Origin of the sequence: Agrobacterium vitis, from assembly GCF_014926405.1 — a bacterium.
Classification (GTDB): domain Bacteria; phylum Pseudomonadota; class Alphaproteobacteria; order Rhizobiales; family Rhizobiaceae; genus Allorhizobium; species Allorhizobium vitis_H.
This window is the reverse complement of the sequence record NZ_JACXXJ020000003.1, coordinates 1,066,801-1,093,488: the sequence shown is the minus strand read 5'-3', so window position 1 is coordinate 1,093,488 and position 26,688 is coordinate 1,066,801. Positions and strand designations below refer to the sequence as shown.

At 56.9% G+C, this 26,688-nt stretch carries 20 protein-coding genes; 14 read left to right on the top strand and 6 right to left on the bottom strand.

The window, feature by feature from the left end; all coding sequences use genetic code 11:
• Nucleotides 1-53: 53 nt before the first annotated feature.
• On the bottom strand, nucleotides 54-1,367 hold the full coding sequence (locus tag IEI95_RS06230) for an MFS transporter (protein WP_071206926.1): 1,314 nt from the start codon (nucleotides 1,365-1,367) through the stop codon (nucleotides 54-56).
• Between the two features lie 371 nt (nucleotides 1,368-1,738).
• Between IEI95_RS06230 and IEI95_RS06225 the strand changes: the two genes are divergently transcribed.
• From IEI95_RS06225 to IEI95_RS06185, 9 genes are all read left to right on the top strand, one after another.
• Nucleotides 1,739-2,815: a LacI family DNA-binding transcriptional regulator gene (locus IEI95_RS06225; RefSeq protein WP_156532032.1), complete on the top strand. Its 1,077-nt coding sequence runs from the start codon at nucleotides 1,739-1,741 to the stop codon at nucleotides 2,813-2,815.
• Nucleotides 2,816-3,336: 521 nt separating this feature from the next.
• A complete protein-coding gene (locus IEI95_RS06220; RefSeq protein WP_156532033.1) occupies nucleotides 3,337-4,332 on the top strand; it encodes an MsnO8 family LLM class oxidoreductase in 996 nt (331 codons plus the stop codon).
• A gap of 20 nt (nucleotides 4,333-4,352) precedes the next feature.
• Nucleotides 4,353-5,699, top strand: a complete 1,347-nt coding sequence (locus tag IEI95_RS06215; RefSeq protein WP_156532034.1) for an LLM class flavin-dependent oxidoreductase — start codon at nucleotides 4,353-4,355, stop codon at nucleotides 5,697-5,699.
• Between the two features lie 120 nt (nucleotides 5,700-5,819).
• Complete coding sequence (locus tag IEI95_RS06210) at nucleotides 5,820-7,031, top strand: M20 aminoacylase family protein (protein ID WP_156532035.1); 1,212 nt, start codon at nucleotides 5,820-5,822, stop codon at nucleotides 7,029-7,031.
• Between the two features lie 3 nt (nucleotides 7,032-7,034).
• Complete coding sequence (locus IEI95_RS06205; RefSeq protein WP_156537351.1) at nucleotides 7,035-7,589, top strand: GNAT family N-acetyltransferase; 555 nt, start codon at nucleotides 7,035-7,037, stop codon at nucleotides 7,587-7,589.
• Between the two features lie 45 nt (nucleotides 7,590-7,634).
• Nucleotides 7,635-9,398, top strand: a complete 1,764-nt coding sequence (locus IEI95_RS29575; RefSeq protein WP_194416159.1) for an amino acid ABC transporter permease/ATP-binding protein — start codon at nucleotides 7,635-7,637, stop codon at nucleotides 9,396-9,398.
• 56 nt (nucleotides 9,399-9,454) lie between these two features.
• On the top strand, nucleotides 9,455-10,393 hold the full coding sequence (locus IEI95_RS06195) for an ABC transporter substrate-binding protein (RefSeq protein WP_156537349.1): 939 nt from the start codon (nucleotides 9,455-9,457) through the stop codon (nucleotides 10,391-10,393).
• A gap of 67 nt (nucleotides 10,394-10,460) precedes the next feature.
• Nucleotides 10,461-11,384, top strand: coding sequence for an ABC transporter substrate-binding protein (locus IEI95_RS06190; RefSeq protein WP_197435723.1), 924 nt, complete (start codon nucleotides 10,461-10,463; stop codon nucleotides 11,382-11,384).
• Between the two features lie 43 nt (nucleotides 11,385-11,427).
• Nucleotides 11,428-12,507: an LLM class flavin-dependent oxidoreductase gene (locus tag IEI95_RS06185; RefSeq protein ID WP_156537347.1), complete on the top strand. Its 1,080-nt coding sequence runs from the start codon at nucleotides 11,428-11,430 to the stop codon at nucleotides 12,505-12,507.
• Nucleotides 12,508-12,580: 73 nt separating this feature from the next.
• Here IEI95_RS06185 and IEI95_RS06180 read toward each other — a convergent pair whose 3' ends face one another.
• Entirely contained in the window at nucleotides 12,581-13,903 is a 1,323-nt protein-coding gene (locus IEI95_RS06180) for an ATP-binding protein (RefSeq protein ID WP_156537346.1), read from the bottom strand.
• Nucleotides 13,896-14,621 (bottom strand): response regulator transcription factor, encoded by a 726-nt coding sequence (locus IEI95_RS06175; protein ID WP_156537345.1) that lies wholly within the window; start codon nucleotides 14,619-14,621, stop codon nucleotides 13,896-13,898. Before IEI95_RS06175 ends, IEI95_RS06180 begins: the two co-directional genes overlap by 8 nt.
• 242 nt (nucleotides 14,622-14,863) lie before the next feature.
• On the opposite strand from IEI95_RS06175, the gene IEI95_RS06170 reads away from it, so the two are divergent.
• From IEI95_RS06170 to IEI95_RS06160, 3 genes are all read left to right on the top strand, one after another.
• Nucleotides 14,864-15,940 carry an efflux RND transporter periplasmic adaptor subunit gene (locus IEI95_RS06170; RefSeq protein ID WP_156532043.1) on the top strand — a complete coding sequence of 359 codons (1,077 nt, stop codon included), beginning with the start codon at nucleotides 14,864-14,866 and terminating at the stop codon, nucleotides 15,938-15,940.
• A complete protein-coding gene (locus IEI95_RS06165; protein ID WP_194416158.1) occupies nucleotides 15,937-19,041 on the top strand; it encodes an efflux RND transporter permease subunit in 3,105 nt (1,034 codons plus the stop codon). Before IEI95_RS06170 ends, IEI95_RS06165 begins: the two co-directional genes overlap by 4 nt.
• 155 nt (nucleotides 19,042-19,196) lie before the next feature.
• Nucleotides 19,197-19,994 carry a DUF3313 domain-containing protein gene (locus tag IEI95_RS06160; RefSeq protein WP_194416273.1) on the top strand — a complete coding sequence of 266 codons (798 nt, stop codon included), beginning with the start codon at nucleotides 19,197-19,199 and terminating at the stop codon, nucleotides 19,992-19,994.
• Nucleotides 19,995-20,072: 78 nt separating this feature from the next.
• On the opposite strand, the gene IEI95_RS06155 is transcribed toward IEI95_RS06160, so the two are convergent.
• The gene (locus IEI95_RS06155; RefSeq protein WP_194416157.1) at nucleotides 20,073-21,008 is read right to left on the bottom strand and encodes a helix-turn-helix domain-containing protein; all 936 of its coding nucleotides are present in this window, start codon (nucleotides 21,006-21,008) and stop codon (nucleotides 20,073-20,075) included.
• A 251-nt stretch (nucleotides 21,009-21,259) separates the two neighbouring features.
• Between IEI95_RS06155 and IEI95_RS06150 the strand changes: the two genes are divergently transcribed.
• Both IEI95_RS06150 and IEI95_RS06145 read left to right on the top strand, forming a co-directional pair.
• Nucleotides 21,260-22,645, top strand: coding sequence for an NtaA/DmoA family FMN-dependent monooxygenase (locus IEI95_RS06150; RefSeq protein ID WP_156532045.1), 1,386 nt, complete (start codon nucleotides 21,260-21,262; stop codon nucleotides 22,643-22,645).
• 184 nt (nucleotides 22,646-22,829) lie between these two features.
• Nucleotides 22,830-23,339, top strand: coding sequence for a flavin reductase family protein (locus tag IEI95_RS06145; protein WP_234890931.1), 510 nt, complete (start codon nucleotides 22,830-22,832; stop codon nucleotides 23,337-23,339).
• Nucleotides 23,340-23,598: 259 nt separating this feature from the next.
• Here the strand turns inward: IEI95_RS06145 and IEI95_RS06140 are convergent, their stop codons facing one another.
• Both IEI95_RS06140 and IEI95_RS06135 read right to left on the bottom strand, forming a co-directional pair.
• The gene (locus tag IEI95_RS06140; protein ID WP_156532046.1) at nucleotides 23,599-25,089 is read right to left on the bottom strand and encodes an MFS transporter; all 1,491 of its coding nucleotides are present in this window, start codon (nucleotides 25,087-25,089) and stop codon (nucleotides 23,599-23,601) included.
• An 85-nt stretch (nucleotides 25,090-25,174) separates the two neighbouring features.
• The gene (locus IEI95_RS06135) at nucleotides 25,175-26,620 is read right to left on the bottom strand and encodes an acyl-CoA dehydrogenase family protein (RefSeq protein ID WP_234890932.1); all 1,446 of its coding nucleotides are present in this window, start codon (nucleotides 26,618-26,620) and stop codon (nucleotides 25,175-25,177) included.
• Nucleotides 26,621-26,688: the final 68 nt, after the last annotated feature.

Genomic DNA, 26,688 nt, shown 5'->3' with positions numbered 1-26,688 from the left:
TGCGCTTTCCGGGATCTCCCGGAAAGCGGTATGTCAGGAAAAGGTGGTTGGCCTCATGACTGGTCCATCGGTTCACGAACCAGGAAGAAGTAGCTGGCGGCACCCACAAAGGCGATAGCGGCACCCGTCAGCAAGGCAGGCACGAAAGACGAGTATTCCGCAATGAAACCCGTTGCGATCGGAGCCAGCGAGCCACCCAGGAAGCCGCCGAAATTTTGTAGCGACCCCAGCGACGCCACCCGGTTTTTCGGAGCAACGGCTGTCACCAGCGCCCAAGAGCAGGCAGAGGCGGCATTGGTGAGGAAAATCACCACGGAAATGCAGAAAATCGCAATGTTATTGTCGGCAACCAGCGCCGCAGGCACGGTGAAGGCGGCCATGCCGAGCATGGCGATGACAACAGGAATGCGACGACCACGGACCGGTGAAGCCTCCGTTTTCTTAATGATCTTGTCGGAAAGCCAGCCAGCCACGAGGCAGCCGATAAAGCCGCAAAAGAACGGGACGGAGGCCATGAAACCGGTGCGGGCAAGGCTCATGTGCCGTTCATTGACCAGATAGGATGGCAACCAGCTGAGATAAACCCAGTTAAGGTAAACATTGCCGAAGTAGCCAAGGATCATGCCCCAGGTTGCGCGATAGGAAAACAGCTGGCCCCAATCGGCAAGCGTCACCTTCTGCTGCTTTTCTTCCGTCTCCGAAGAGAGGTACGAGCGTTCCTCAGCGGTCAGCCCCATATCCTTTGGGTCACGATACAGCATGAACCAGAGCACGGCCATGACAAGGCCAGCGGCACCGGTGATGATGAAGACCCAGCGCCAATCCAGAACGATCAGAAGCTGTGTCAGGAGCAGAGGCGCGATAGCTGTGCCCAGTGGAGAGGCTGAATTGAAGATGCCTGTTGGCACGCCGCGCTTACTCACCGGGAACCAGTTGCTGACAACCCGGGCAGCCGACGGAAATTGCGGCGCTTCACCAATGCCCAGACCGATGCGGCTCAGGATAAACTGGGTAAAGGACGTGACAAAACCTCCGGCGGCCTGGGCCAGCGACCAGAACACCAGACCGAAACCCAAAAGGCGACGCGGTCCGAGACGGTCCACCATTGCTCCAACCGGAAGCTGCGCCAGCGCATAGCTCCAGGAAAATGCCGAGAGTAGCAGGCCCATTTCACCGAGGGTCAAACCCATGTCTTCGGTGATCCGATGATTGGCAACCGCCAGCGTCCCACGATCCATGTAATTGATGACGCCAGCCACCACCAGCAGGCAAAGCGAGGTGATCTGCATGCGCCGGACACGCGGCGGTGCCTTGGCTTGGGTTGACCCCAGCGGGGCCGAGGGCTCGGAACTGACAATGGTGCTCATGACGTCTCTCCTCCTTGGATGTCCGTTGCGGTTGGAGTATCCGGCGTCGCCTTTGGATTACCGTGCTGTGGGGATTGAAAGATCTCCCCCATGGCAATCGCAAGCTCCTCCCCGCGACTGTATGTAAGCGCTTACATGAGATTATTTCAAAAATCTGTCAACGGGCTTTTTGCTCCAAAAGACCGGCGTTCGACTTTAAATCGGTTAGTATTGTGCCACCTTCAGATGCGGTGGCATTTCAGGCGGATGTTTTTCAAGCTAGAGTTTCCAAAGGAAAAGTGGAATCCGGCTTTCCCGCAACGATATACGGTAATGCCTTCAAGGCGAGGATGCGGAAGCATCTTCGACGCTTGGTATAAGTGGAAGACGCAATGACTGGAACGCCCGAACAGCCTGGATCGCCTGTGAAACGCACCCGTGAAGGCAGCGGCAGGGCAAGGCTGGAGGAGGTTGCGCGAAGGGCTTGCGTTTCGACAGCCACGGTTTCTCGTGCGTTCAATACGCCCGAAAGGGTTTCTCCTGAAACACGCGAGCGCATTTTCTCGACCGCCAAGGCCCTGGGTTGGGTTCCCAATGCTGCGGGCCGGGCGTTGGCATCGAACCGCACCCATATTGCCGGTGTCATCATTCCAACGCTGGACAATGAAATCTTCTCCCATCAGGTCGGTGCAATGCAGCGGGTGTTTGCCGAACACGGATTGAACCTGCTGATCGCCTGTTCGAATTACGATCCTGAACTGGGTTTCCAGCAGGCAAAAGCCATGATTGAGCGCGGCGTGGAGGCGCTGGCGCTGGCTGGCGAATCCCATCCTCAGGCGCTCTACGACAATCTGGACAATCTCGGCATTCCCTATGTGCTGACCTATGCCTATCGACAGGGCGCCTCGCATGCCATGGTGGGCTTCGACAATGCCGCAGCCTTTGCCCGGATGACCGATTATCTTCTCGGCCTTGGCCATCGACGCATCGCTGTCGTCATGCAGCCCAAAGACAATAATGACCGCGTGGTAGCGCGCCTCAGTGGTATCACAACCGCTCTTAGCGCAGCAGGATTGGAACTTTCGCCCGATCATTTGATCAGCGACAAGGCCAGTCTGGATTTTGGCATCGAAAGCGCCAAGCGGCTCGCGCAAGAGCCAACGGACATCCGTCCGACTGCGATCATTTGCGGAAACGATACTCTGGCACTCGGCGTGCTGATGGGCCTGGCACAGATGGGAGCAAGCGTTCCGGGCGATTTTTCGGTGACGGGTTTCGACGATCTGGAACTCTCGTCCCGACTGTCTCCGGCACTTACCACGATGTTTGTCGATAATAAGGAAATCGGTCGCATTGCCGCAGAACAACTCGTTCTGTGTCTTGGAGGCGAGATAGCCTCGCCTCAATCCCGGGAAATATCGGTCAGCTTGCATATTCGGGAAAGTACAGCGGCCCCGCCAACGAGATAGACTGTATCAGCGTGCCGGGTGACAGACTTGCCAATCGATGGTGATTGCCTGGAGCGGCCAACGATACAAAGAGGAATGGCCGGTCAATCTAAACCTGACAGACTCTAGCAGCAGAATTGCCGTTATGGGAATGGGTGACAATTTGTTTGCCCTTTAGACCGGTCTGATTGCTAATAACGATTGTAGTGTGCCGATTGAATTCTGTTTCAGCCGATGCCAGTATCGGATGCCGAGTGATTTGGCCCACCGCTCGTGCTCACATCGGTAACGAGCGAGCCAACTTGATCGGTTCTCTGTTGAGTTTGGAAACTTGCCGGCGGCTTCTACCATGCAACTCCATGGCACAGCTCTGGCCCTCAACACATTCAATGCCGCCTGTCGTCTCTCTTGAACGGGTTTCCACACCCTCCTTTTCCCTTGCAATTTTCCACCATCACGGGAAAAAATGAAAAACCATTTCTTATAAAACATTAAATCTACCTATTTAATGGATAAATAAGAATTGGAGCTGACGATCTGCTATGACCTATGCCCTTAGCCTGCTTGACAAAAGCCCGGTCGAACCGGGTGCTGTTGCCGCCGATGCCCTGAAAGCCACGGTCGCTCTTGCCTTGCGCGCCGAAGACCTTGGCTATCGGCGCTTCTGGCTTGCGGAACATCACAACCTGCCGGCGCTTGCCAGTTCGGCGCCAGAGGCGCTGATCGCCTATCTCCTGGCCAGGACGTCGCGGCTCAGGATCGGTTCCGGCGGCGTCATGCTTCAGCATTACAGCGCCTATAAGGTTGCAGAAACCTTCAACCTGCTGGCAGCGCTGGCGCAGGGCCGGGTTGATCTGGGTGTCGGCAAGGCACCGGGTGGATTTCCCTACGCCACCCATGCCCTGCAAGCCGGTCGGAAAGCGGCTGCCCCTGCCGATTTCGAGGAACAGCTTGAGGATTTGAACCGCTATCTGCTGGCGGATGCCGCTGCTGCCAATACCTTGCTGGCAACGCCGGTGCCGCCCGTTCCGGCAGAGCGTTTTCTGCTTGGCGCCAGTGTCGCCAGCGCAAAGCTGGCTGCGGCAAAAGGTTGGACGCTGGTTTTCGCCGGTCATTTGAATGGCGACCAGCACAATCTGCAGGAGACCTTCGATGTTTACCGTCGTGAAACCGGTGGCAAAGTTCCCGTTCTGGCTCTGGCCGCTTTGGCGACCGACACGCAAGAGACTGCCCGAAGCCTCGTGGCTGACATCAAGATCTTCAAGGTGATTCTGGCCAATGGTCAAAGCGTCAATGTCGGTAATCCCGAACAGGCCGCCGAGTTTGCTCGTCAGTCCGGCGTCTCGGATTACCGGGTTGAAGAAAAGACCCCGCATGTTCTGGCAGGCACGGGCGAGCAAGTCCGCAAGGAGCTCGATACCCTTCATGCCACGCTTGGAGTGAGCGAATTCATCATCGACATCCCCGTTGCGCAGTCGGCTCTTCGGCTGAATGCCATTGAGTTGATTGCCGGTTCGCGCCTGTCTCTTGCCGCCTGATTTTAGAGAAAGATGTTCCCATGAGCAAGAAATCCATCAATTTTGGCGTGATGTTGCACGGTCCGGGCGGTCACATGAATGCCTGGAAACATCCAAGCGTTCCCGCTGACGCCAGCGTCAACTTTCCCTTCTATGTTGAAACCGTCCGTAAGGCGGAAGCTGCTGGTCTCGCCTTCGCCTTTGTCGCCGACGGACTGTATATCAACGAGCATTCCATTCCGCATTTTCTCAACCGGTTCGAGCCGATTGCCATTCTCTCGGCACTGGCCGCATCCACCTCAAAAATCGGGCTGGTCGGGACGATTTCCACCTCCTATTCGGACCCGTTTACCGTTGCCCGGCAATTTGCCTCTATTGATCATATCAGCGGCGGACGGGCCGGATGGAATGCGGTGACCACGCCGCTGGAAGGCTCCGGCCGCAATTATAGCCGCGAACATCCCGAGCACTCGCTGCGCTACCAGATTGCCGAGGAATATCTGGATGTGGTCAAGGGCCTCTGGGACAGTTGGGACGATGACGCCTTCGTGCGCGACCGCGATACGGGTGCGTTCTTTGACCAGAAAAAGCTGCATCGGCTGGATCATAAGGGCCGCTTCTTCCGCGTCGAGGGTCCGCTCAATATTGGCCGCTCCCGGCAGGGTCAACCGGTGGTGTTTCAGGCTGGGTCTTCGGATTCAGGCATTCATCTCGCGGGCAAACATGCCGATGCCGTCTTTACCAATGGCGCGAGTTTCGAAGAAGGGCAGGCCTTTGCCAAGCAAGTCAAGCAGAGCGCCATTGCCCAAGGCCGTAGCGCCAGCGATGTGCTGATTTTCCCCGGCATCGGACCGATTATTGGTGCAACGCAGGAAGAAGCGGATGAAAAATATCGGGCAATCAGCGCCTTGGTAACGATTGAAGAAGCATTGCTGTTTTTGGGCCGGTTCTTCGATCATCATGATTTCCGCCAGTATCCGCTGGATGAGCCTTTCCCGGAGCTTGGTGATCTCGGCAAGAACAGTTTCCGCTCCACCACCGACAAGATCAAGAAAAACGCCAGAGAAAAGGGCCAGACCTTGCGCGAAGTGGCGCTGGAAGCTGCAACACCCCGCAGCACCTTTGTCGGCACACCCGACCGGATCGCTGATGAGATCATCCGCTGGGTCGATGGCGGTGCTGCCGATGGCTTCATTCTGGGCTTTCCGGTCATCACGGAAGGACTGGATGACTTTGTCGCCCATGTGCTGCCACGTCTTGAAGCGCGGGGCTATTTTGATCGCAATCTACAGGGTGACACGTTGCGCGATCATCTCGGCCTGCCTTTCCGTGAAAGCCGCTATGCGGCGACATCAGCTGACGAGACCACAACAAGGGCGGCCAGCTAGAGAATTTCCACGTTTCCTGGAGACACATGAATACTCTAACTTTTTTAACGCATTTCCGGACGCAAAACCGCACCGCACTTTTGCTGGAAATGCTCTAAGCGCACCAGCTGAAAGCAACCCATGAACATCGCCATTGACAGCCACCTGGGGCAAGACCGGGGGCTAAAGAAAATCCGTGCTTATCTGGATGAGATCATCGCCTTTCGGCGGGAACTCCATCAAAATCCAGAATTGGCCTTTCAGGAAAAGCGCACCAGCAATCTGGTCGTCTCCTATCTGGCCTCTTTTGGCTATCAGGTGGAACATGGCATCGCTGGAACGGGTATCGTCGCCAGTCTGAAAAAGGGGAGTGGTAGCCGTATCATCGGTCTTCGCGCCGATATGGACGCCTTGCCCATTCACGAAGCGACAGGGCTTGCCCATGCCAGCCGCACCAAGGGTGTGATGCATGCCTGCGGCCATGACGGGCATACAGCCATCCTGGTTGCGGCGGCCCGCTATCTGGCCGAGACAAGTGAATTTGATGGCACGGTACGGCTGATTTTTCAGCCCGCCGAAGAGATCGGCGCAGGCGCGAAGAAATTACTGGCCGAGGGACTGTTCGAGCGCTTTCCCGTCGATGCGGTGTTTGGCCTGCACAATTGGCCGGATGTTCCCGCCGGTCATTTCGGCTTCGTGCCGGGTCCCGCCATGGCCTCCGTCGATCAGGCCCATATCACCGTGGTCGGCAAGGGCGGCCATGGGGCGGAACCGCATCGGGGCGTCGATCCAGTGTTGGCGTCGGCCTCTTTGATCACCGCCCTGCAAAGCATTGTGTCGCGCAATGTCGATCCGCGTGAAATGGCGGTAATTACCGTCGGCTCGATCCATGGCGGTTCGGCGTCCAATGTCATTCCCGAAAGTGTCGAGTTGAAGCTGACGGTGCGCACGTTCAGCGAAGATGTCAGGCAACAGCTCAGCGAACGCATCCCGGCACTGGCGCGTGCCCAGGCCGAAAGCTTTGGGGCGAGGGCAGAGGTCGATTATCGCTTCGGTTTTCCGCCCGTTCTCAATCATGCCGATGAAACAGCCGTTGCCCGCCAGGTGGCGGTGCAAACCTTCGGTGATGACAGGGTGATTGCCGATTTCAAACCGCGCACCGCAAGCGAGGACTTTGCTTTTCTGCTGCAGGCGCGGCCCGGCAGCTATCTGTTTGTCGGCAATGGCGACAGCGCTCCGCTGCACAGCGCGTCCTATGACTTCAACGACGAGATCATTCTGCCCGCCGCTCACTACTGGGTGCGGCTGGTGGAGAGCTACCTGTCATCCCCGGTTTCGACCGCCACTCTCTAGAGGATGTGCACCGCCATGACCGATACATTCGTTTACACCTCGCCGCTCGATCCCTTGGCAAAGCCGCTGATCGACGATCTGATCCGTGAATATGACGGTCGCTACGGAACGTTTTTCAGCGCGGAAGGCGCGGTCGCGGAAATTAACCGCTATCCGGCAGAAGCCTTTCAGCCGCCGTTCGGCAACTTTCTGCTGTTGCTGCGCGATGGCCAGCCGATCAGCGGGGGTGCTTTCAAGTTCTATGACGAGACCACCGCCGAGTTTAAACGCATCTGGACCCATCCCGATTATCGGCGCCAGGGGCTCGCACGTATCGTGTTGGCCGAACTGGAAGCCCAGGCGGCGCGGCAGGGCTATGGGCGGATCTATCTCACCACCGGTTTTCGCCAGCCGGAGGCGGTCGGGCTCTACCTGAAGAATGGCTATAGCGCCTTGTTCGATCCGGCGGTCGATCCCGAAATCCATCGGACACTGCCCTTCGAGAAGGACATCCGCCATCTCGCCGTAGGCGATGAAAAGCCGCAGCTTCGCCCGGAGCGCCGTGCGGTCTCCGTATAGTTCTTCTCAACCTTTCAGCCCACCCTCTTCAGAAAGGATGGCGTCATGGCTCTCACTTCGGACTTTCCAGGCATCCGGCATGTGGATGTCGCCAGCGATGAACCCCATGATCTTTCACGGTTGAAGATCGTTCCTGCCCGCTACCCTGCCAGGATCATCGGCACGGTGTTTGCGGCTGTTGTCATCATTGCCGGGCTCTATTCCACCTTTACCAATCCACGCTGGGGCTGGAGCGTTTTTGCGCAATGGTTCTTTGCTGAGCCGGTTCTGGCTGGGCTGGGCCGGACCCTGTTGCTGACTGTGCTGGCGACCATCAGCGGCTCGGTCCTGGGGACGGCGCTGGCACTGGCGCGGGTATCGCGCTCGCCGCTGCTATCGGGCCTGTCCTGGGGCTATATCTGGTTGTTGCGCTCCATCCCGATGATCGTGCTGCTGCTGGTGCTCAATAATCTCGGCTATCTCTATGAAACCATTCTCATTGCCGTACCCTTTACCGGCCAGGTGCTGGTGGATTACCCGACCGTACAATTGCTGACGCCATTTGCCGCCGCCTTTATCGGGTTGACGCTCAATCAGTCGGCTTTCTTTGCCGAGATCGTTCGCGGCGGCATTCTCTCGGTCGATCAGGGGCAGTTGGAGGCGGCGGCTGCTCTTGGCCTGCCGCGCCGTCGTCAGGCCTTCAGGATTGTGTTGCCCCAGGCGATGCGCACCATCCTGCCGACCGGTTTCAATGAGATCATTGGCCTGGCCAAGGCCACCTCCATTGTCTATGTGCTGGCGCTGCCGGAATTGTTCTATACCGTGCAGGTCATCTATCGCCGCAATCTGGAAGTCATTCCGCTGCTGATGGTCGCTACGGCCTGGTATCTGGTGATCATGACGGTGCTTTCGGTCGCCCAGCACTATATCGAGCGGCATTTTTCCAAGGGCGCCCTGCGCAATCCGAAGCCCCTGCCATTCCGGTCTTTTTTCGGGCGTAGGGTATCGACGGTGCCAGCGGTGACGGCCAATCGCCGGTCTGCCCTCAAGGATCTGACAGCGCTTCGCCAGGGCGGTGTGGTGCGCATCCAGAATGTGTCGAAAAGTTTTGGCCATCTCAAGGTTCTGGATGGTGTCGATCTGACGCTGAAAGCCGGAAGCGTCACGGCAATTCTTGGCCCTTCAGGCTCTGGCAAATCGACGTTTTTGCGCAGCATCAACCATCTGGAGCGTGTCGATCACGGCTTCATCTCGGTCGATGGCGAACTGGTCGGCTATAACAGGCGCGGCAATGTGCTTTACGAGTTGAAGGAGAAGGACATCCTGAAACGGCGCGTCGAGATCGGCATGGTGTTCCAGAGCTTTAATCTCTTCCCACATCTGACGGTGCTTGAAAACCTGATCGAAGCACCGATTGCCGTGCTTGGCCTGCCACGCGACGAGGCCATTCTGCTGGCCCAGGAGCTGTTGGCCCGTGTCGGCCTTAGCGACAAGATCCATGCCTATCCCCGGCAATTGTCCGGTGGCCAACAGCAGCGTGTGGCGATTGCCCGGGCGCTGGCGTTGAAGCCCAAGGTTCTGCTGTTCGACGAGCCGACCTCAGCCCTTGACCCTGAATTGGTGGGGGAAGTGCTTGATGTGATCAAGGAACTGGCGCGCACCGGTACGACGCTGATCATTGTCACACACGAAATCGGCTTTGCCCGCGAAGTGGCCGATACCGTGGTGTTTATGGAAGGCGGCCACATTCTGGAGGTGGACACCCCGGAGCGGATCTTCACGAAGCCATCTCATCCGCGCACCTATGAGTTTTTGGCCAAGGTGCTGTGAGATGCTGAAGACAAGACCATACAACCCTATCACCCCTCTTTTGGATCGGAAAAACTATGACCTTTCGGAGCATAATATCAAGCCTTGCGCTTGCGGGATTAACGGCGCTGGCGGCCTCTGGCGCGCAGGCAGCAGAGAAATTCAATCTCAGCCCCGATATATCAAACCGGGTGCGGGCGGAGAAAAATGAAGCGGCGATCAAGGCGATTAGCCCGACCTATAAATTCACCACACCCGGTAAATTCACGGTGGCCGTCAGCCCATTTGATCCGCCGATTGCGACCTACGCCTCTGATACCAAAACCGTTGTGGGGGCTGATCCTGATGTTGCGCAATTGCTGGCGGATTCGCTTGGGCTTCAGCTGGAACTGGTGCCCGTCGCTTGGGCCGATTGGCCGCTCGGCGTAACATCCGGTAAATATGATGCGGTGATTACCAATGTGACCGTGACCGAGCAGCGCAAGGAAAAATTTGATTTTTCCACCTATCGTCAGGATGTCGTTGCTTTTTACGTGAAGAAGGATAGCCCGATCAAATCCATCACCAAAGCCTCCGAAGTGGCAGGTCTGCGGGTGATTGTTGGCTCCGGCACCAATCAGGAGAAAATCCTTCTGGAGTGGGATCGTCAAAATGTTGCCGCTGGCTTGAAGCCGATTGAACCACAATATTATGATGATAATGCTGCCGCTGATCTGGCCCTGCAATCGGGCCGGGCGGATGCGAGTTTCGGCCCCAATTCAACACGCGCCTATAGCGCACTGATCAAGGGTGATACAAAGCTTGTGGGCCTTGTGAATGGCGGCTGGCCGCTGACGGCAGACATTGCCACCGTGACCCGCAAGGATGCGGGACTTGCCGATGCCTTGACCATTGCCACAAACGCTCTGATCAAAGACGGCAAATATGGCGAAGTGCTGAAGCGCTGGAACCTGACGGCGGAAGCCATTCCGGAAAGCCGCACCAACCCGCCTGGCCTGCCGAAGAGCGGTTCGTAACCTGTACAGCTTTGGGGCGGTCATCAGCTCCGCCCCATATTTTCAGGAGGTTTCCATGCACAATGCCATGCGGCGGGTAAGCCGGACTCTTGCCGCCTTGATGCTCTTACTGCAAGCGGTTTCGCCGGTCTTGGCCGAACCCTTCGATCTGTCGCCGCAGCAGCCGGGCCGCCTGCATGTAGAACGGGATGCAAAGGCCGTAGCCGCTCTTCCGTCGAATTATAAATTCGTCTCCCCTGGAACCCTGACAGTTGCCGTTGCAGTCGGTTCTCCGCCGATTGCGGCCTATGCAACTGATGCCAGCACGGTGGTTGGTTTCGATCCAGATCTTGCCCTTCTGGTGGCGGAAAGCCTTGGTCTGAAGCTGGACCTGGTTTCGGTTGCCTGGGCGGATTGGCCGCTGGGACTAGCGTCTGGCAAATATGATGCGGTTATCTCCAATGTCGGTGTCACCGAGCAGCGCAAACAGAAATTCGACTTCTCCACCTACCGGTACGGGTTGCATGGCTTTTACGTCAAAAACGACAGCCCGATCATAGCGCTGAAGGAGCAGAAGGATGTTGCCGGTTTGCGGATCATCGTCGCCTCCGGCACGATCCAGGAGCGCATTCTTCTGGAATGGGACAAGCAGAACAGGGCAAACGGTTTGAAACCGCTGGAACTGCAATATTACGATGACGAGGCTGCCGCCGATCTGGCACTGCAATCGGGCCGGGCCGACGCCAATTTCGGATCCAATGCCATGCAAGCCTGGCAGGCAGCAACGCTGCACCGCAAGCGGCTGGTAGGTACCGTCAATGCTGGCTGGCCGTTGACGGCAGATGTCGGTGTCACCACCCGCAAGGGCAGTGGTCTGGCGGAACCGATCGCCGTTGCCATCAACGACTTGATTGCTGGCGGGACATATCAGGCCGCATTGTCGCGCTGGGGTCTTTCCCAGGAAGGACTGACGCAATCGCAGGTCAATCCGCCTGGCCTGCCAAGCTATTGAAGCGCCTGCGGCGCTCATTTCTCTCGCGTAAAAGGACCGCTCCATGGCCATTGTGATCAATCATATCGGTTTCCTGATCCCGGGTAATTATCCGGAAAGGGACCCATTGTCCGGTCTGGAAACCACGCTGAACCTGTTTGAATTCGGCGAGCACCTCGGCTTCGACTCGGCCTGGGTACGCCATCGCCATCTGGAGCCGGGTATTTCCTCTGCTGCGGTTTTCCTGGCTGCCGCCAGTCAGCGGACCCGCCGGATCGAAATTGGCACGGCGGTCATTCCGCTGGGCTATGAAAGTCCCTTTCGACTGGCGGAAGATTTGGCGCTTGCTGATGTGCTCTCCGCTGGCCGGTTGAATATCGGCGTCAGCGCTGGCCTGCCCGCCCATCTTGAACTGATCGGCAAAAAGGTGTTCGATGGCGATTGGACGACTTATGATTTTTCCCATAACCGTGTTCTGCGATTGATTGACAATCTGCGCAGCGACTATCTTGGCGGCGAAGATACAAGGCTGAAAACGCCGTTCGGCCCGCAGCGCCCCCGGCTGCAACCGCATGCGAAAGGGTTGATCGACCGGATCTGGTATGGCGGCGGTTCCATAGCTTCGGCGAGATGGGCAGGCAGCAACGGTCTCAACCTGCTGATCGGCAATGTCACGTCCGGTGAGGACACCGACAATTTCTATGAGGCGCAGGCCCGGCAACTCAGTCTTTACCGTGCAGCAGGCGGGAGTGCTAGCCGGGTGGCGCTAGGCCGGGTGATCGTGCCGCTCGACAGTGCCGATGCACCGACCCGGCGCAAATATCTCGATTTTGCCGCTGGGCGTCTGGAGCGAACGCTGCACCCGAATGGGGAGCGCCGTACGCTTTTCCCGCGTGATCTGGTTGGCAGTTCCGACGATATTCTCGAATGGCTTCACGCCGACCCGATCCTGAGCGAGGTGACGGAGCTGCGTCTGGAACTGCCCTATGAGTTCGAGCAGGACGAATACCGGCAGATTCTAAAGGATTTTGTCACCAAAATTGCGCCGGAACTGGGATGGCAGGCCCGTAATGAAAATGGCACGCAAGCGCTTGGGTCTGCGCTGGATCACAGCCATACGCGGAGCGCACGCCAGACCCATTGAGGAAAAGCCCTTCACCATACGGTAAGAAGGGGCATCTCCAATACCATTCCGTATCACGCATCTCAAGACGTCCCTAAAGCGCGAGCTGGGGTATGTCGATCCGTACAATAAGGCCCGTCGGGTGATTGGACAGCAGGGTAATTTTGCTCTGATGGGCATGTGCTATATCTGCGACAATCGACAGACCCAGGCCAAAACCGGCGCGTTTGCTGCGGGAAGCATCTCCTTTGAAAAACGGTTCGAAAACTTTTTCTCTGAGATCTTTGGGAATGCCTGGTCCGTCATCGATCACCAAGATCGAAAAAACCGTTCCATTGACCTGTAGTTTGACGAGGATGGTCTTTCCAAACTTGGTTGCATTGTCGCAAAGGTTGGTAACTGCCCGCATGATTGAGAGCGGTCGGCAGTTGGCAATCAGCTTGTTCGGCCCCTGATATTCGACATCGAAGCCTATGTCTGAAAAGTCACTGCAAACGGTTTGCAGGATGCTCGCAACGTCAACGCGTTCAATGCCCTCGGTTGCAAAATCGTCCCGGAGATAGTTCAGGCTTTCGGTCAGGAGATCATCGATATGATCGATATCCGTCAGCAGGGCTTCCCGCAAGGCACTGGCCTCCATGCGCTCCGAGCGCAATCGGAGCCGCGTCAAGGGAGTGCGAACATCATGGCTAATCCCCCGCAGCATTCGGGTCCGGCCATCCATCATGATACGAATACGGTTTCGCATGCCGTTTAGCGCGCGGGCCAGCGACACGATCTCGACTGTGCCACGTTCCTCGAAGATCTGGGAACTATTGTTGATATCCGATTTTATTGCAGCCTCGGATATTCTCTTGATCGGTTCGGTTACCGCCCTGATCGCAAAGGCAAAGAAAAAAGCGATCAAGACGACCACGGCGATAAAGTAATATGTCGTTTGACTGAGAAACGAAGTCGTCAGAATCGTATCGGGAAGACCGAAAAATACAAGCATTGTCCGGTCATCAACTTTCTCGGCAAACACACGACGGCCATCCAAAAAAGCGCGCCAGCCGCCAAGGGGTGGTTCTCCGTCGGGTGGAAACAGAAAATCGACGAATGTCTCGGCAAAGCCCTGGAACTCCGGGGAGGTCTTGAACTTGCCTGCCAGCGATATCGGTTGAAGCGAAACCTCCAAGCCTGCGCGTTGCGCATTGGTCAGAATGGAGGTGCGTTCTTCAGGAGAGGCCTGTGCCAAAAGAAGGGCGAGGGTCCTGACCTGTGTGGCGGTGCTTTCCAGATTGGGAATGGCGTAATCATTCTGCGCAACATTTTCCAATGCCCTGCCGGTCGCGATGACGGTGACCAATGCCAAGAGAATGATAACGGTGATCTGGCCACGAAGGGTTCTTGGTACCGCACGGAGATTCCTAAACATGAACCTCTTCCACAGTGGCAGTGAAGACATAACCACCCAAGCGAACGGTTTTCAAAAGCGCTGGATCACGCGGGTCTTTTTCGATCTTCTGTCGCAAGCGACTGATATGGACATCAATGCTGCGTTCAATCGGGCCTGCCAGGCCCGCATGGGTCGCGCTCAGCAACTGCTCCCTGGTCAGCACCCGTCCAGGATTTTGGCAGAAAGCCAGCAGCAGATCGAATTCATGGGTCGTCATCGCAACGCGCGCATGGCTTGGATCATGAAGCTGCCGCCGAGCCGGATCGACCTGCCATCCATCGAAGCGGAAAAAGCTTTTCCGTAAACTGTCTGGCCGCTGAGAGGTCACTCTGGAGCGCCTGAGAAGGCCTTTGATGCGTGCCGTCAGCTCCCTGAGAACGAATGGCTTTGTGACATAGTCGTCCGCGCCGATTTCCAGACCGACGACACGGTCGATATCGCTGCTCACCGAGGTCAACATCAGGATAGGAATATCGCTGCTGCCTCGAAGCCGGCGGCAGATGCTAAACCCGTCTTCTCCGGGCAGCATCACATCGAGGACGACGAGATCGAATTCCAGTGCGCGCATCTTGGCGTCCATGGCGGCGCCATCCGCTGCGACCTCGACAAGTATTCCTTGCTCGTTGAGGCTATCGCGGACCATGCCGGCAATCTGCTCGTCATCTTCTATAATCAGGATCCTGGGCGCATCTGACATCGCTTATCCACTGTCGCTTGTAAAAAGGGTCGCTTCCCTTTCAAGACCTTCTCTTACCATAATCGTTTCCGGCTTCGGACGTCTTATATATTAAGATTTGTTGTACTCGACCGGAGCTGACAGCAGGTCTTTAACAAAACTTAACAGAATGAAACACCCAACCGATCATCCATGTGGGAGAGAACGGCAGTCAATCTGCTGCCTCTTTTACCGGAGGCACGCCAGCAAACACTGGAGTGCTCATGCTGAGACGAATGATCCTATGTACCACAGGCGTTCTTGCCGTGTTTCTAACCGCCTGTTCGGATGAAGCCAGCACGCCAAAGACACCTCGCGCCATTAAAGGGGTCACAGTCAAATCGGAGCTTATCGGGGAAGTCTTTCGCCAGACCGGCGAGATCCGTCCACGTTATGAAACGCCGATGAGCTTCAGGATCGATGGACTGGTGGCTTTTCGCGTCGAGACGGGATCATCCGTCAAAAAAGACGATGTGCTTGCAACAGTAGAAAAGACACCGGCCTTGATCAATGTCGCGTCCGCATCCGCGCAAGTCGATGAGGCAAAATCGGATCTGGCGCTGGCGGATGTTAACGCGGCTCGCAACTGGAACCTCATCGCCAAGAATGCGGTGTCGCGCGCCCAGGTCCAGCAGAGCGATGCCAATCTGCAAGCGGCGAAGTCAAAGCTTGAAGTCGCCAACGCGACTTTGGCGAGCGCACAACAGAACCTCTCCTATACGGATCTGAAAGCGGGACGAGACGGTATCGTGTCCGGCGTTTCCATCAATGTGGGTCAGGTCGTCACCACGGGCCAGACAGTCCTGACGCTCAGTTCTGATACCGAACTTGATGCGGTCTTCGATGTGCCTGAACAGATGCTAACCCAGAACCTTGGCGATAGCGAGGTTGACGTCAGCCTGATGTCCAATCCGGCCGTTGTCGCCAAGGGCAAGGTTCGCGAGGTCACGCCTTCCGCTGATACTGCAACGCGGACCTACCGTGTCAAGGTTACGTTGAATGGCACGTTGGACGGGGCGCCGTTGGGCGCTGTGGTCACGGGTAAGGTAACCCTTTCGCCAAAGCCTGTCTTCAAGGTTCCCGCGTCTGCATTAACCAGTCAGGGGCAGAACCAGGCCGTTTTCGTCTACTTACCGACCTCCAAAATGCTCCAGCTTCGCCCGGTCAAAATAGAACGATACGGCGAAAACGACATGCTCATCTCCGAAGGCCTGGCCGATGGCGATATCGTCGTGATCGCCGGTGTTAGCAAGTTGCGCGATGGCGAGGCGGTCACTCTTGAGAAAGGGGTGCAATCGTGAGCGAACAATCATCCCAGTCGCGTCCCCGTTTCAATTTGTCGAAATGGGCGCTCGACCATCAATCGCTTGTCATCTTCCTGATGCTTGCCGCAGTCATCAGTGGCATCCTCAGCTATCAAAAGCTCTCGCGCAACGAAGATCCACCCTTCACCATCAAGACGATGGTTGTCGGTGCCCGCTGGCCAGGCGCCAGTGCAGCCGACACCGTCAATCTGCTGACCGACAAGCTCGAAAAGAAGCTCTCGGAGACGCCGCATCTCGATTACACGCAAAGCTATACCAGGCCCGGCCAGTCGGTCATCATGGTCAACCTGCGTGACGACACCCCGCCCAGCGAGGTCGAGGGCATCTGGTACACGGTTCGCAAAAAAATGGCGGACATTTCTTCGACATTGCCGGAGGGGGTCGAAGGACCAGCTTTCGACGATGAATTCGGCGATACGTATGGAAGCATTTATGCGTTTCGTGCGGAGGGCTTTAGTCAACGCGAACTGCGTGACCGCGTGGAGGCAATCCGCAGTGAAATCCTGTCCCTGCCTGACATCGGCAAAGTCAACATTCTCGGTGCGCAGGACGAACAGATCGTCATCGAATTCTCGCAGAGCAAACTTGCTAGCCTGGACATCGATCCGTCCAGCGCAATCGAAGCCATCAGAGCCCAGAATTCCGTCAATCCGATTGGAACCGTCCAGACCAGTGAAGAAAAGATCTCGGTTCGCGTCACCGGAGCGTTTGCCTCCGAAGACAGCCTGAAAGACATCACCTTAAAGCTTGGCAGCCGATATTTCCGGCTCGACTCCATCGCGACGATCTCGCGCACGATCACAGATCCGCCCGCCGCCTCGGTGCGCGTCAACGGAAAGGAGGTCATTGGTCTGGCCGTTTCGATGGCAAAGGATGGAAACCTCCTCACCTTCGGTGAGGCATTGAAAGACCGCATGCATACGCTTGCCTCCAAACTTCCTTACGGGATCGAGATGATCCAGGTCGCGGATCAATCGACGGTCGTGAGGGATGCCGTCAACGGTTTCATGAAAGTTCTGGTGGAGGCGATCATTATCGTACTGGCCGTTTCCTTTATATCCTTGGGGGCAAGGGCCGGGTTGGTTATCACCGCGTCCATTCCTCTCGTTCTTGCCCTGACATTCCTTGGCATGGAGCTGACCGGCGTTGGACTTCAGCGAATTTCGCTGGGTGCTTTGATCATTGCATTGGGCCTGCTGGTGGATGATGCGATGATCACCGTCGAAAGCATGGTTTCCTGCCTTGAAAAGGGCAGGTCGCGTCTGGTCGCGGCAACCCATGCCTATGAGACGACCGCATTTCCGATGCTGACCGGCACATTGGTGATGATCGCCGGCTTCATTCCGGTGGGTTTTGCCGCCTCAAGTGCTGGGGAATACACCTTCTCCCTGTTCATGGTGATCCTGATTGCTCTGTCGTCCTCCTGGATCGTTGCGGTGCTATTTTCGCCGATCCTTGGCACCTGGATACTCCCCCGCAGCCTCGCGCATACCCATAAGAAGACGGGTATTATCATGGCCACCTATCGCAAAATACTGGGTTGGAACCTTCAGCATCGTTGGCTGACAATCCTGTTTGCGATTGCCGCTTTTGCCCTGTCCCTTGCTGGGCTTGGGCAATTGAAGCAGCAGTTCTTCCCGGCTTCCGACAGACCGGAACTGCTGGTCGGTCTTACGCTTCCGCAAAATGCATCGCGGGCCGCGACAGACATCCGTGCGCGCGAATTGGAAGCGATCTTGCGAACCGACCGCGACATCGATCATTTCATCACCTATGTCGGCTCAGGCTCCATTCGCTTTTATCTGCCAATGGATCTGCAACTCGACAACGACAATGTCTCGGAAACCGTGGTCGTCGCCAAAAGCGTCGAAAAACGGGAGGCCGTCCGCCGCAAGATCGAAGCTGTGCTCAATGAGCGTTTTTCGGATCTCGTCACGCGCGTTTCGCCTCTTGAACTCGGTCCTCCCGTCGGCTGGCCGCTGAAGTTCCGGGTTTCGGGGCCGGATTATCAGCAGGTCCGCGCCCTCTCGACAAAAGTCGCTGCGATCATCGGTCAAAATCCAGAGACCCGTGACGTCAATCTCACGGCGGGTGAACCGCAGAAAAGCGTGACGATCAAGGTGAACCAGATCGAGGCCCGTGCCTTGGGCATGAGTTCGGAATCCATCGGCAGTGAGATTGCGGCGGTCTTCTCGGGGTCGAAAGTCACCACGGTTCGTGACAAAGACAAACTCGTTGATGTCATGGTCAAAGGGGTTGAGGCTGACCGTAACTCGGTATCAACCATCGGCAATCTGGAACTGCGCACCGGCGATGGAAACTATGTGCCGCTTCGGCAAGTCGCTTCGGTCGCCTATGGGATGGAAGACCCGATCATCTGGCGCCAGCAAGGAAAGCCGATGATTATTGTCCAGGCTGACGTTCAAAAGAATGCCCTGGCCGCCACAGTCGCCGTGCAGGCCGATGCCCAGCTCAATGCTCTGCGCTCAGAGCTTCCCATGGGGTACTCCATCATTGCAGGCGGCATCACGGAAGAATCCGAGAAAGGCAATTCGTCAATCTACGCCGTTATTCCTGTGATGCTGTTTGCTATTGCAGTTCTGTTGATGGTGCAGATGCAGAGCTTTTCCAGAATGGCCTTGGCTGTGTTCATGGCGCCTTTTGGTCTCATTGGCGTGGTCGCAGCCATGTGGCCGACCGGCACGCCCATGGGCTTTGTTGCGCAACTCGGTGTCATCGCCTTGTCCGGGATGATCATTCGCAACGCTGTCATCCTCATTCAGGAGATTGACCAGAACGTCGCGCTTGGCCAATCGCCAAAAGACGCGATCATCGCCGCCTCGATCCATCGCGCCCGTCCGATCGTTCTGACCGCCTGTGCCGCGATTCTCGGGATGATCCCAATTGCCGCCGAGATTTTCTGGGGCCCCATGGCCTTTGCGATCATTGGCGGGCTTGCAGTGGCAACCATGCTGACCCTTACGCTGCTGCCTTGTGCGATGTCGTTGTTGCTGAATGCCGAACACAAGGCGCGATCGAAAACTGATCCGGACGGCAAAGCGGAGGTTCAACCGTGAAGACGATCGCTCGACACCTGCCGGAAACACAATTTCGAAAAACCATCCATTCCCATGCTATCCATTCCATGAAAGTCACGAAAATGCAGACATACCTTGCCGATAGCAAAGCTCCCAACTCACCCGTTTGCCATGTTCATTCAGCAAAGGGGACGGTGGCGGGTCTCCTTCTTGTGCTGGCATTGGCTGGGTGTAGCTCCGTTCCGCTCACTCAGTCCGGTACGCTGTCCTCCTATAAAGGCTTGGGGCCTGTTGAAGGTCGCTTCAGCAAATCGCGCAGTTTCGCGGATACCCCGGCTATACTGGCGGCGCAAACGGTTTCCATTGCTCCCACACGGTTGTCGCCGCTGGCCTCTTCGAGGCTCCATGACGCCGGGAATGACAGGCTGGTCTCCAATGCTCTGGATCGCGCTATGTGTATCGATCTCAGTGATAAATACCGGGTTGTTGGTCCCGGAGAGGCGGCTGATCTCACTGTTCACGCTGTAATAACCGACATAGTCCCGACCAGCAAAGCCGTGGCGGGCCTGTCGACCGCAGTCACACTGGGAACCTCCTTTGTTCTTCCCGTGGGTGTCCCGCGTCTGCCGATCGGACTGGGAGGCCTGGCTGTCGAGGCGGAGGCGGTTGATGCAACAGGTGCTCAACGAGCGGCCATGGTCTGGTCGCGCGGTGCAAATTCCATCACCAATACTGCGCGTGTTTCAGAAGTCGGTGACGCCTATGGCCTCGCATCTTCCTTTGCCAGCCAGTTCTCAGAGATACTGGTAAAAGGCCGCAAGTCCTCTGGTTTGGACCTTTCCCTACCCTCGGGCCAAAAAATCAAGTCACAGCTGGGTGGAAAGCCTAAAAATGCGGCGTGTGAGGTGTTTGGGCGGGCGCCGGGTCTCGGTGGTGTTCTGTCTGGTGTCGTTGGTGCTCCACCGTCCTGGACAGATCATCCAACCAAGTGATGTCTGCCTTTGGTTGATTGAATAAGGCGGACCCCATTATAGATTGTTTCGGCCAGTAGACGGCGCCTCACGCGCCACCTACTGGCCCCGATAGTCACGAGGAGCCACTCCGAAATGGTGCCTGAAGGTTTTGCTGAAGTGCGAAAGGTCGTTGAAGCCCCATCGGAACGCGATCTCACTGATCGAAATTGCGGCCTCGGCACGTAGATCGTCGGCACATCGCTCCAAACGCCGCTTGAGCAGCAGGCGGCTGAAGGTCTCCCCGCTCTCCTCAAGAAGACGGTGGACGTAGCGGACCGATATTTTGAAGTGCTGTGCCGCTTTGGCGGGGGTCAGTGTGGGGTCTGCGGCATGCGCGCCGATAAACTGAATAACCGACCGTGAAAGTTGCGACCTGAGTGTCCCACGGGCGCGGTCTTCTTCGGTCGTGGACACGCCTGCCGCCATGGCGACGAGATCGACGATGTGATTTGCAATCGGCGTCGAGGCAGTCCCGATGTGTTCCGCATTCTGCGCGACGGATTTCAGATAGTCGATGGCAACGGACGCTATGGGATGCGCATTGGTAAAGCGGATTGCCGTTTGCTTGTCTGCCTGTTTCAGCAATGGTTTCAGCATGGCTCGCGGTATGCGGAAGGAATATTGTGTCCAGTCATCGCTACAGTAATCTTTGAGATAAGGCTCGGTTGAATCCACAAGCGAAAAATCACCCGGCTCCAGCAGCGCTTCTCGCGATCCTTGCATCATCCGGCACTGTCCCTTGACTTGAAGATTGAGGAAGTAGACTTCGTGCGGCATACGGCTGATATCCAGACGTCTGCGATGTATCTTCTGCCGACTTGACGAAATGGTTGTCACGTTGATGCAATCGAGAAGATTGGCCCGAACCTCTCCCTTGAAGCGCTGCTCGCCCTCAAGAATGGGATTGAGGGCGATATAGGCTTCGCACAGGACCTCCCTCCAATAGGGAAAGCGGTCCCGCTCCGGCATTTCGTTCGCGTTCCAGACTGCCATGTCATCGCCTCCGGGGCACTATTCCCGAATTTAAAGCAATTATCATGCCAATCATTTCGTGGAGCGCTCAAGGGAGGTGACGGTGAACTTTGGCCACGCTCAGGCAAACGGCAGTGCTGCGAATTCTAAAGGCTGACGGCCTCCCTGCACGGTCAGCATAGTCTGTGTTCACTGTCAGCCAAGACGCAGGCCGACCTGTCTCATAGGCTTTGTCCTGGGAGGAGCAACAAAGATCAACAGGAGCAGCAGACATGCGCAAACGGCTTATATTCAATTGCTTCACGATGAATGTTCCCTCGCATATCTACCACGGGACATGGCGACATCCGAACAATCAACTTGCTCACTTCAATGAGTTCGAGACCTGGTCAAAGCTGGCAATGAAACTGGAAGAGGGGCGGTTCGACGCGATGTTCTTCGCGGATATTCTTGGTATCGATCCGGCCTATGATGGCAAGTGGGATGCTTATTTCGAGCAAGGCCTCCATATGCCTTGCAACGATACCTTCACCTTGTGCGCGGCCCTTGCAGGGGTGACGAAAAACCTTGGTCTCGTTTTCACCAGTTCGATCCTGTCCGAGCATCCTTTCGCGTTTGCAAAGAAGGCCTCGACCCTCGACCATATCAGCGGCGGCCGTATCGGTTGGAACATTGTCACAAGCGTGACGGACAATGCCGCCCGCAACTTCGGTTACGACAAGATCGTCCCGCATGACCAGCGCTACGACTGGGCGGACGAATATATGTCCGTTCTCTACAAGCTCTGGGAAGGGTCCTGGGAGGACGGCGCGATGATCGCGGACCGTGAAAGCGGCGTGTTCAGCGATCATACCAAAGTGCATCGGATCAACCATGTCGGGGAGCGTTACAAGGTACAAGGGCCGCATCTGGTCAGCCCCTCTCCGCAACGGACGCCGATGCTTTACCAAGCTGGGGCCTCCAAGCGTGGCAGCCAGTTCGCGGCGCAGCATGCGGAAGGAACCTTCGTTCTCTATCCGAATGTCGACGGTGCCCGGATCGGGATTACTGGCACCAAGGCGGTGGCGGCGCAGGTGGGACGCGGTGCCGAAGACCTCAAGTTCATTCAGGGCCTGTCCTTCGTCGTCGGCAGCACGATGGAAGAGGCGGAGCGAAAGGCTGCGGAGATTGACGAATGGGTCAGCTATGAAGGCCTTGCCGCGCATGTCAGCCGCGACATGGGTGTCGATCTCTCCAATCTCGACCCGGACAAGCCGGTTGATGAGTCCGGTCTCGATGGCTTGCAGGGTTACGCACGCATGATCGAGATGGGCAAGCCCAATGGCGAAAAGGCCACCGTCAAGGAGGTCGCAAACGCGCTTTCCTACAATTGCCGCATTGTCGGCACGCCGGAAAGTATCGCCGACGAATTGGCGCTTTGGCAGGATGCGGGCATTGATGGCATCAACATGATCTGCCAATTGCATCCCGACACCTATATCGATTTCATCGATCACGTCACGCCGGTCTTGCAGGACCGTGGCCTTGCCCAGCGCGACTATGCCGAAGGTCCTTTACGGCAAAAATTGTTCGGTCAGGGGCCACGCCTTCCAGACAACCATCCGGGTGCCGCACATCGCGGTGCGTTTTCCCAATCCACCCAGGCTGCTGCTGAATAATACGAAGAGTCATTGAAAATGACTCTTCGTATTCCTTTTGCAAATATCTCAAGCGGTGCAAGCATTTGAGATATTTGCAATGCCTTCAAGGCGAGGATGCGTCAGCATGTCAGAGCCTTGGTATAGTTTCGCAGGGGAGCCTGCCGACGCTGGGCTCCCCGCCTATTAATTCTGGAGGGACGGAATGTCTGAAATAATCCATATGGGTGCTGCTGATGACATGCAGTTCAAGGACGCAATGGCTATGATGGCCGCAGCCGTAAAAGTGGTGACAACCGATGGTCCTGCCGGGCGGGCGGGTCTGACCGTAACCGCTGCTTGCTCGGTTTGTCAGGAGCCGCCGCGACTGTTGGTTTGCGTGAACGTGACCGCTTCGGCGCATCCGGTCTTGCAGCAGAATGGCAGGCTAACGCTGAACATCCTTGCCACTGACCAGCAGGATGTCGCAATGGCCTTTGGCGGCAAGGTTGCGCAGGAAAAGCGGTTTGATCTTGGTGAGTGGATTGAGGACGGCCTTGGGCAGCCATCGCTTCAAGGTGCATGCGCGCGCTTCACCTGTTCTGTGCATGAAACGATGCAGTCAGGCACGCACACGATCTTCATCTGCAATGTCCATGTCGCATCCGGTGACAAGGACAAGCTGCCGCTGATCTATTTCGACCGCAACATGATGCCCCTTGCGAAAGTGGCGTGATACCAAAGCATTGAAAATGCTACCGTGTTTTCCGCCATGAAGAGATTGAAAATAGATCAATTTTATCAGTGGCTTGAGACCTTTTAAAGGAATGCCAGGGGTCGTTTTCAATGACTCCTGGTATTATGTAACAAGCCGTGCTGCTGGGGTGGCCCGATTTAACGAATGATGCGGGAGAAATATACTCGTTCTTCAGGCAAATCGAGCCAACCATCCCGTTTCAACAACGCCCTTTCGGGTCAAGCCACAAATGCTAGGGTTATGAGGTCGTCGTTGTCGCCCGATCGGGCAGGGCGTCACCTGAGGGTTGATGGAGCACCCATGGTTTCGGGTATCTCGGCAGCATGGCGGCGAGAATGACCGCGACCAGGGCGATTGCAGTCAGCATCAGCAGTGGACCGACGTAGCTGCCCGAACTTGTCTTGACCACACTGACGAGGAATGGGGCCAGTGCCAGAGCCGGGGAGGTGATTGCGAGGCTGAGACCTTGCAAGGCGGCGAAGGATTTCAGTCCGAAATACCTGGCGATCAGTGTCGGACCGAGAGTGGATTCTGCACCGGTTGCGAAGCCGAGAAGCGCCATGGAAAGATAGAGAAGCGCAGGATTGCCGCTATTGACGAGGGCAAGTGCCAGACCGATCGGCACTGTCGCCAGGAGAACCGCGACCACCCATGGATGGTTTGCCCGATCCAGAACTGCTCCGGCGGCGAGCAAACCGATAACCGACGTACTGAAGCACAAGGACAGCGCGAGAGACACGGTCGCCGGATCGATGCCGGTCTGGCCATAGAAGTCCACTGCGTTCTGGCGCATGGCAATCGGCCCGGCGGCGGCGAATGCGATGAACAGCGTGATCGAGATCCAGGCGCGCGTCGGAATTGCCTCCTTGAACGGGACGCCGGGCAGATTGACATCCACGGTCTTCGGCACTTCCGCAGCCGCGTTCACCTTCGGTTCGGAGATAAGCCAAAAGGCCGCAGGGATACCGATGACGGCGATTGCGACTGCGATCACATAATAGGCGCCGTTCCAGCCGAGTCCGGCATATATGCCGGGGTCGATGGCTGCAACCATCGCTGCGGATTTGGATGGGTCTTCAGTGCCCATGCCCGGCATCATTGGTAGTGACACCGGCGCATTGCCGTTTACGAGCCATTGGAACAGGGGAGAAAAAATTGCGCTGAACAGGCTGGATGCGACCCCGATAAGACCGAAACCGACGCCCCGATGCTTGGGGAACCACTCGGAAATCACCTTGAACGCTATACCCAAACTGGACCCGAATCCAAAAATCGACGCGAGAACGAGAAGTATTCCCATCAGCCAGAGCTTGCCCGCAGCAAGTGGTATGATCGCCGTGACAAGTGCGTAGAGGATGATCCCGGGAAGAGCGACGCGTCGGGCACCCAACCGATCGACCCATTGTCCGGCGAAAGGTAGGACGAGCGGACCGATAATCAGCGGCAAAGCGACAAACATCAGCATAGCTTCCGGCAGCGGCGTCCCGGTTTTCATCGCGAATGCGGGCACCACGAACGGAGTGAGTGCCGAGAGGCCAGCCGGCCCCATGGCCACAAGAATAAGACTGCCGATAAGTGCGGCTTTTGCCTTGCTGGGGGCCTTCACGAAGTCGGCGATATACTGTTTCCAGCTGACTTTCGGCGGAGCGCCATCGCGCGCCGGCATTGTTCCACTTGAATAGGGCGTAGCGGGAAGCCCCTTCGCCATAGATAGATCCGTTTGAGACATCGGAACTCCTTGAACTCAGTGAAGGCGGACACCGACGGTGATGACCGCGCTATCCGAAATTGATGATGGCGACCGGTAGGCAGGCTTAACCTCGCGCGGGTGTCATACCTGGTGGGGGCGCCATGCCTGGTGGTGGGGCCATGCCTGCTGGAGGTGTCATGCCCGGTGGAGGCATATGCGATGGACCCTTACCAGTAGGAGGTGAGCCCGGAGGAGGTGAACTCAGGGCAGCAATCATCGGGAAAGGTTCGAGACCGAACATGTCGCGTCCGTTGATTTCGGCCATTGGATCGATCCGGAACGCACCATGCGTCGCCAGCACATGGATATCGCGCAAGGCGCGTTGCAACGGATTGCTGAGGACGACAGCGGACGAGCCAAGTGCGAGTAGGAGCCCGTCGACCACGCGCAGGCATTCGTGGATCTGGTGGACAAGGTCCATGGTGATCTCGGGTTCGTTCCAGGGGAAAAACTCTTCCCCTGCAATCGCACGCCGGTCGATTTCGTCGGCGTGGCGCCAGAGCACGGCATTCGCTCCGTTGATAACGGCGCGCGCCTTACCGGCAACCATTTGAATGGAGGCCATTTCCGACATCGTCTTATAGGGAAGGTTGAAGGGTGGTCGCTTCTTTGCCTGTTCAAGGAAAGAGTCGAGAGCGCCTTGCGCGATGCCGACTGCGAGGGCGGCGAAGGTGCATGTCATGGCGACCATGCCGCCAATCGGGCTGTGCTTGAAGGCTAGCCCAGAATATTTTCCCTTCAATGAGTCCATTATCCGAGGCAGGTCATTGGTGTGTACGACACGGTAGTCGGCAACAAAAATCTCCTGGTCGGCCCGGACGCTGTTTGAATTTGTCGCTTGCAGGCCCATGACATGCCAGTCATCGACGATTTCATATTGGTCGCGTGACAGGATACCCATGGCGCGCAGACGCGCGCCGCTCGTCGGGTCGTCATATTCGAAACCGACTGCTCCCCAGGCAGCATGTTTGCAACCGCTGCCGAAGGACCATTTCCCCTTCACCATGTAGCCTCCGTCGACCTTACGGCCATCGCCAACCTTTGGCGCGAAGACGGTGGCACCAAACATGATTGGCCCAACCCAGTCTTGGATGCCGGCGAAGACTTCGTCGCGGGCCTTTGGATCGAAGCCCAGAGCGTTTCTGGCTGCGCTCGAGACGATCACAAGCCAACCGGCGGACGCATCGCCCTGGCCGAGCGCTTTGACGATTTCCGCAGCATCGCGTGCGCCCAGTGCATAGCCTCCAAGCTCGGTCGGAATGGTGATCTTGAAGGCACCAGAACGATCGACGGCCGCGAGCGTCTCTGGCGCAAGCGCGCCGAGCTGTTCGCTCTCAGCCGCATGTTTGCGCAACAGCGGCAGCATATCGAGGATGTCGTCGCGTATCCGGCGCCCAACCTCGCTGAGATACGGCGAGTCTGGAAATTTCGGTTGGTGAGGAAGGCCTCCTGCCAGCGGTGGAAACTCCGGAGGAAGACCCCCTACAGGTGGTTTGTTTTGCAAGGTCATCGGTTGCTCCACGTTACGAGAGTCTGTCAAGGTCATATTGAACCGAACAAACTCTCGGTTCTCTTGGT

What these genes read in the sequence shown, in the direction of transcription:
- IEI95_RS06150 (WP_156532045.1), top strand. Translation starts at nt 21,260, where the DNA reads ATGCGCAAACGGCTTATATTCAATTGCTTCACGATGAATGTTCCCTCG.
- IEI95_RS06155 (WP_194416157.1), bottom strand. Translation starts at nt 21,008, where the DNA reads ATGGCAGTCTGGAACGCGAACGAAATGCCGGAGCGGGACCGCTTTCCC.
- IEI95_RS06220 (WP_156532033.1), top strand. Translation starts at nt 3,337, where the DNA reads ATGACCTATGCCCTTAGCCTGCTTGACAAAAGCCCGGTCGAACCGGGT.
- IEI95_RS06210 (WP_156532035.1), top strand. Translation starts at nt 5,820, where the DNA reads ATGAACATCGCCATTGACAGCCACCTGGGGCAAGACCGGGGGCTAAAG.
- IEI95_RS06175 (WP_156537345.1), bottom strand. Translation starts at nt 14,621, where the DNA reads ATGTCAGATGCGCCCAGGATCCTGATTATAGAAGATGACGAGCAGATT.
- IEI95_RS06230 (WP_071206926.1), bottom strand. Translation starts at nt 1,367, where the DNA reads ATGAGCACCATTGTCAGTTCCGAGCCCTCGGCCCCGCTGGGGTCAACC.
- IEI95_RS06180 (WP_156537346.1), bottom strand. Translation starts at nt 13,903, where the DNA reads ATGTTTAGGAATCTCCGTGCGGTACCAAGAACCCTTCGTGGCCAGATC.
- IEI95_RS06135 (WP_234890932.1), bottom strand. Translation starts at nt 26,620, where the DNA reads ATGACCTTGCAAAACAAACCACCTGTAGGGGGTCTTCCTCCGGAGTTT.
- IEI95_RS06205 (WP_156537351.1), top strand. Translation starts at nt 7,035, where the DNA reads ATGTGCACCGCCATGACCGATACATTCGTTTACACCTCGCCGCTCGAT.
- IEI95_RS06215 (WP_156532034.1), top strand. Translation starts at nt 4,353, where the DNA reads ATGAGCAAGAAATCCATCAATTTTGGCGTGATGTTGCACGGTCCGGGC.
- IEI95_RS06225 (WP_156532032.1), top strand. Translation starts at nt 1,739, where the DNA reads ATGACTGGAACGCCCGAACAGCCTGGATCGCCTGTGAAACGCACCCGT.
- IEI95_RS06190 (WP_197435723.1), top strand. Translation starts at nt 10,461, where the DNA reads ATGCGGCGGGTAAGCCGGACTCTTGCCGCCTTGATGCTCTTACTGCAA.
- IEI95_RS29575 (WP_194416159.1), top strand. Translation starts at nt 7,635, where the DNA reads ATGGCTCTCACTTCGGACTTTCCAGGCATCCGGCATGTGGATGTCGCC.
- IEI95_RS06185 (WP_156537347.1), top strand. Translation starts at nt 11,428, where the DNA reads ATGGCCATTGTGATCAATCATATCGGTTTCCTGATCCCGGGTAATTAT.
- IEI95_RS06140 (WP_156532046.1), bottom strand. Translation starts at nt 25,089, where the DNA reads ATGTCTCAAACGGATCTATCTATGGCGAAGGGGCTTCCCGCTACGCCC.
- IEI95_RS06195 (WP_156537349.1), top strand. Translation starts at nt 9,455, where the DNA reads ATGACCTTTCGGAGCATAATATCAAGCCTTGCGCTTGCGGGATTAACG.
- IEI95_RS06170 (WP_156532043.1), top strand. Translation starts at nt 14,864, where the DNA reads ATGCTGAGACGAATGATCCTATGTACCACAGGCGTTCTTGCCGTGTTT.
- IEI95_RS06145 (WP_234890931.1), top strand. Translation starts at nt 22,830, where the DNA reads ATGTCTGAAATAATCCATATGGGTGCTGCTGATGACATGCAGTTCAAG.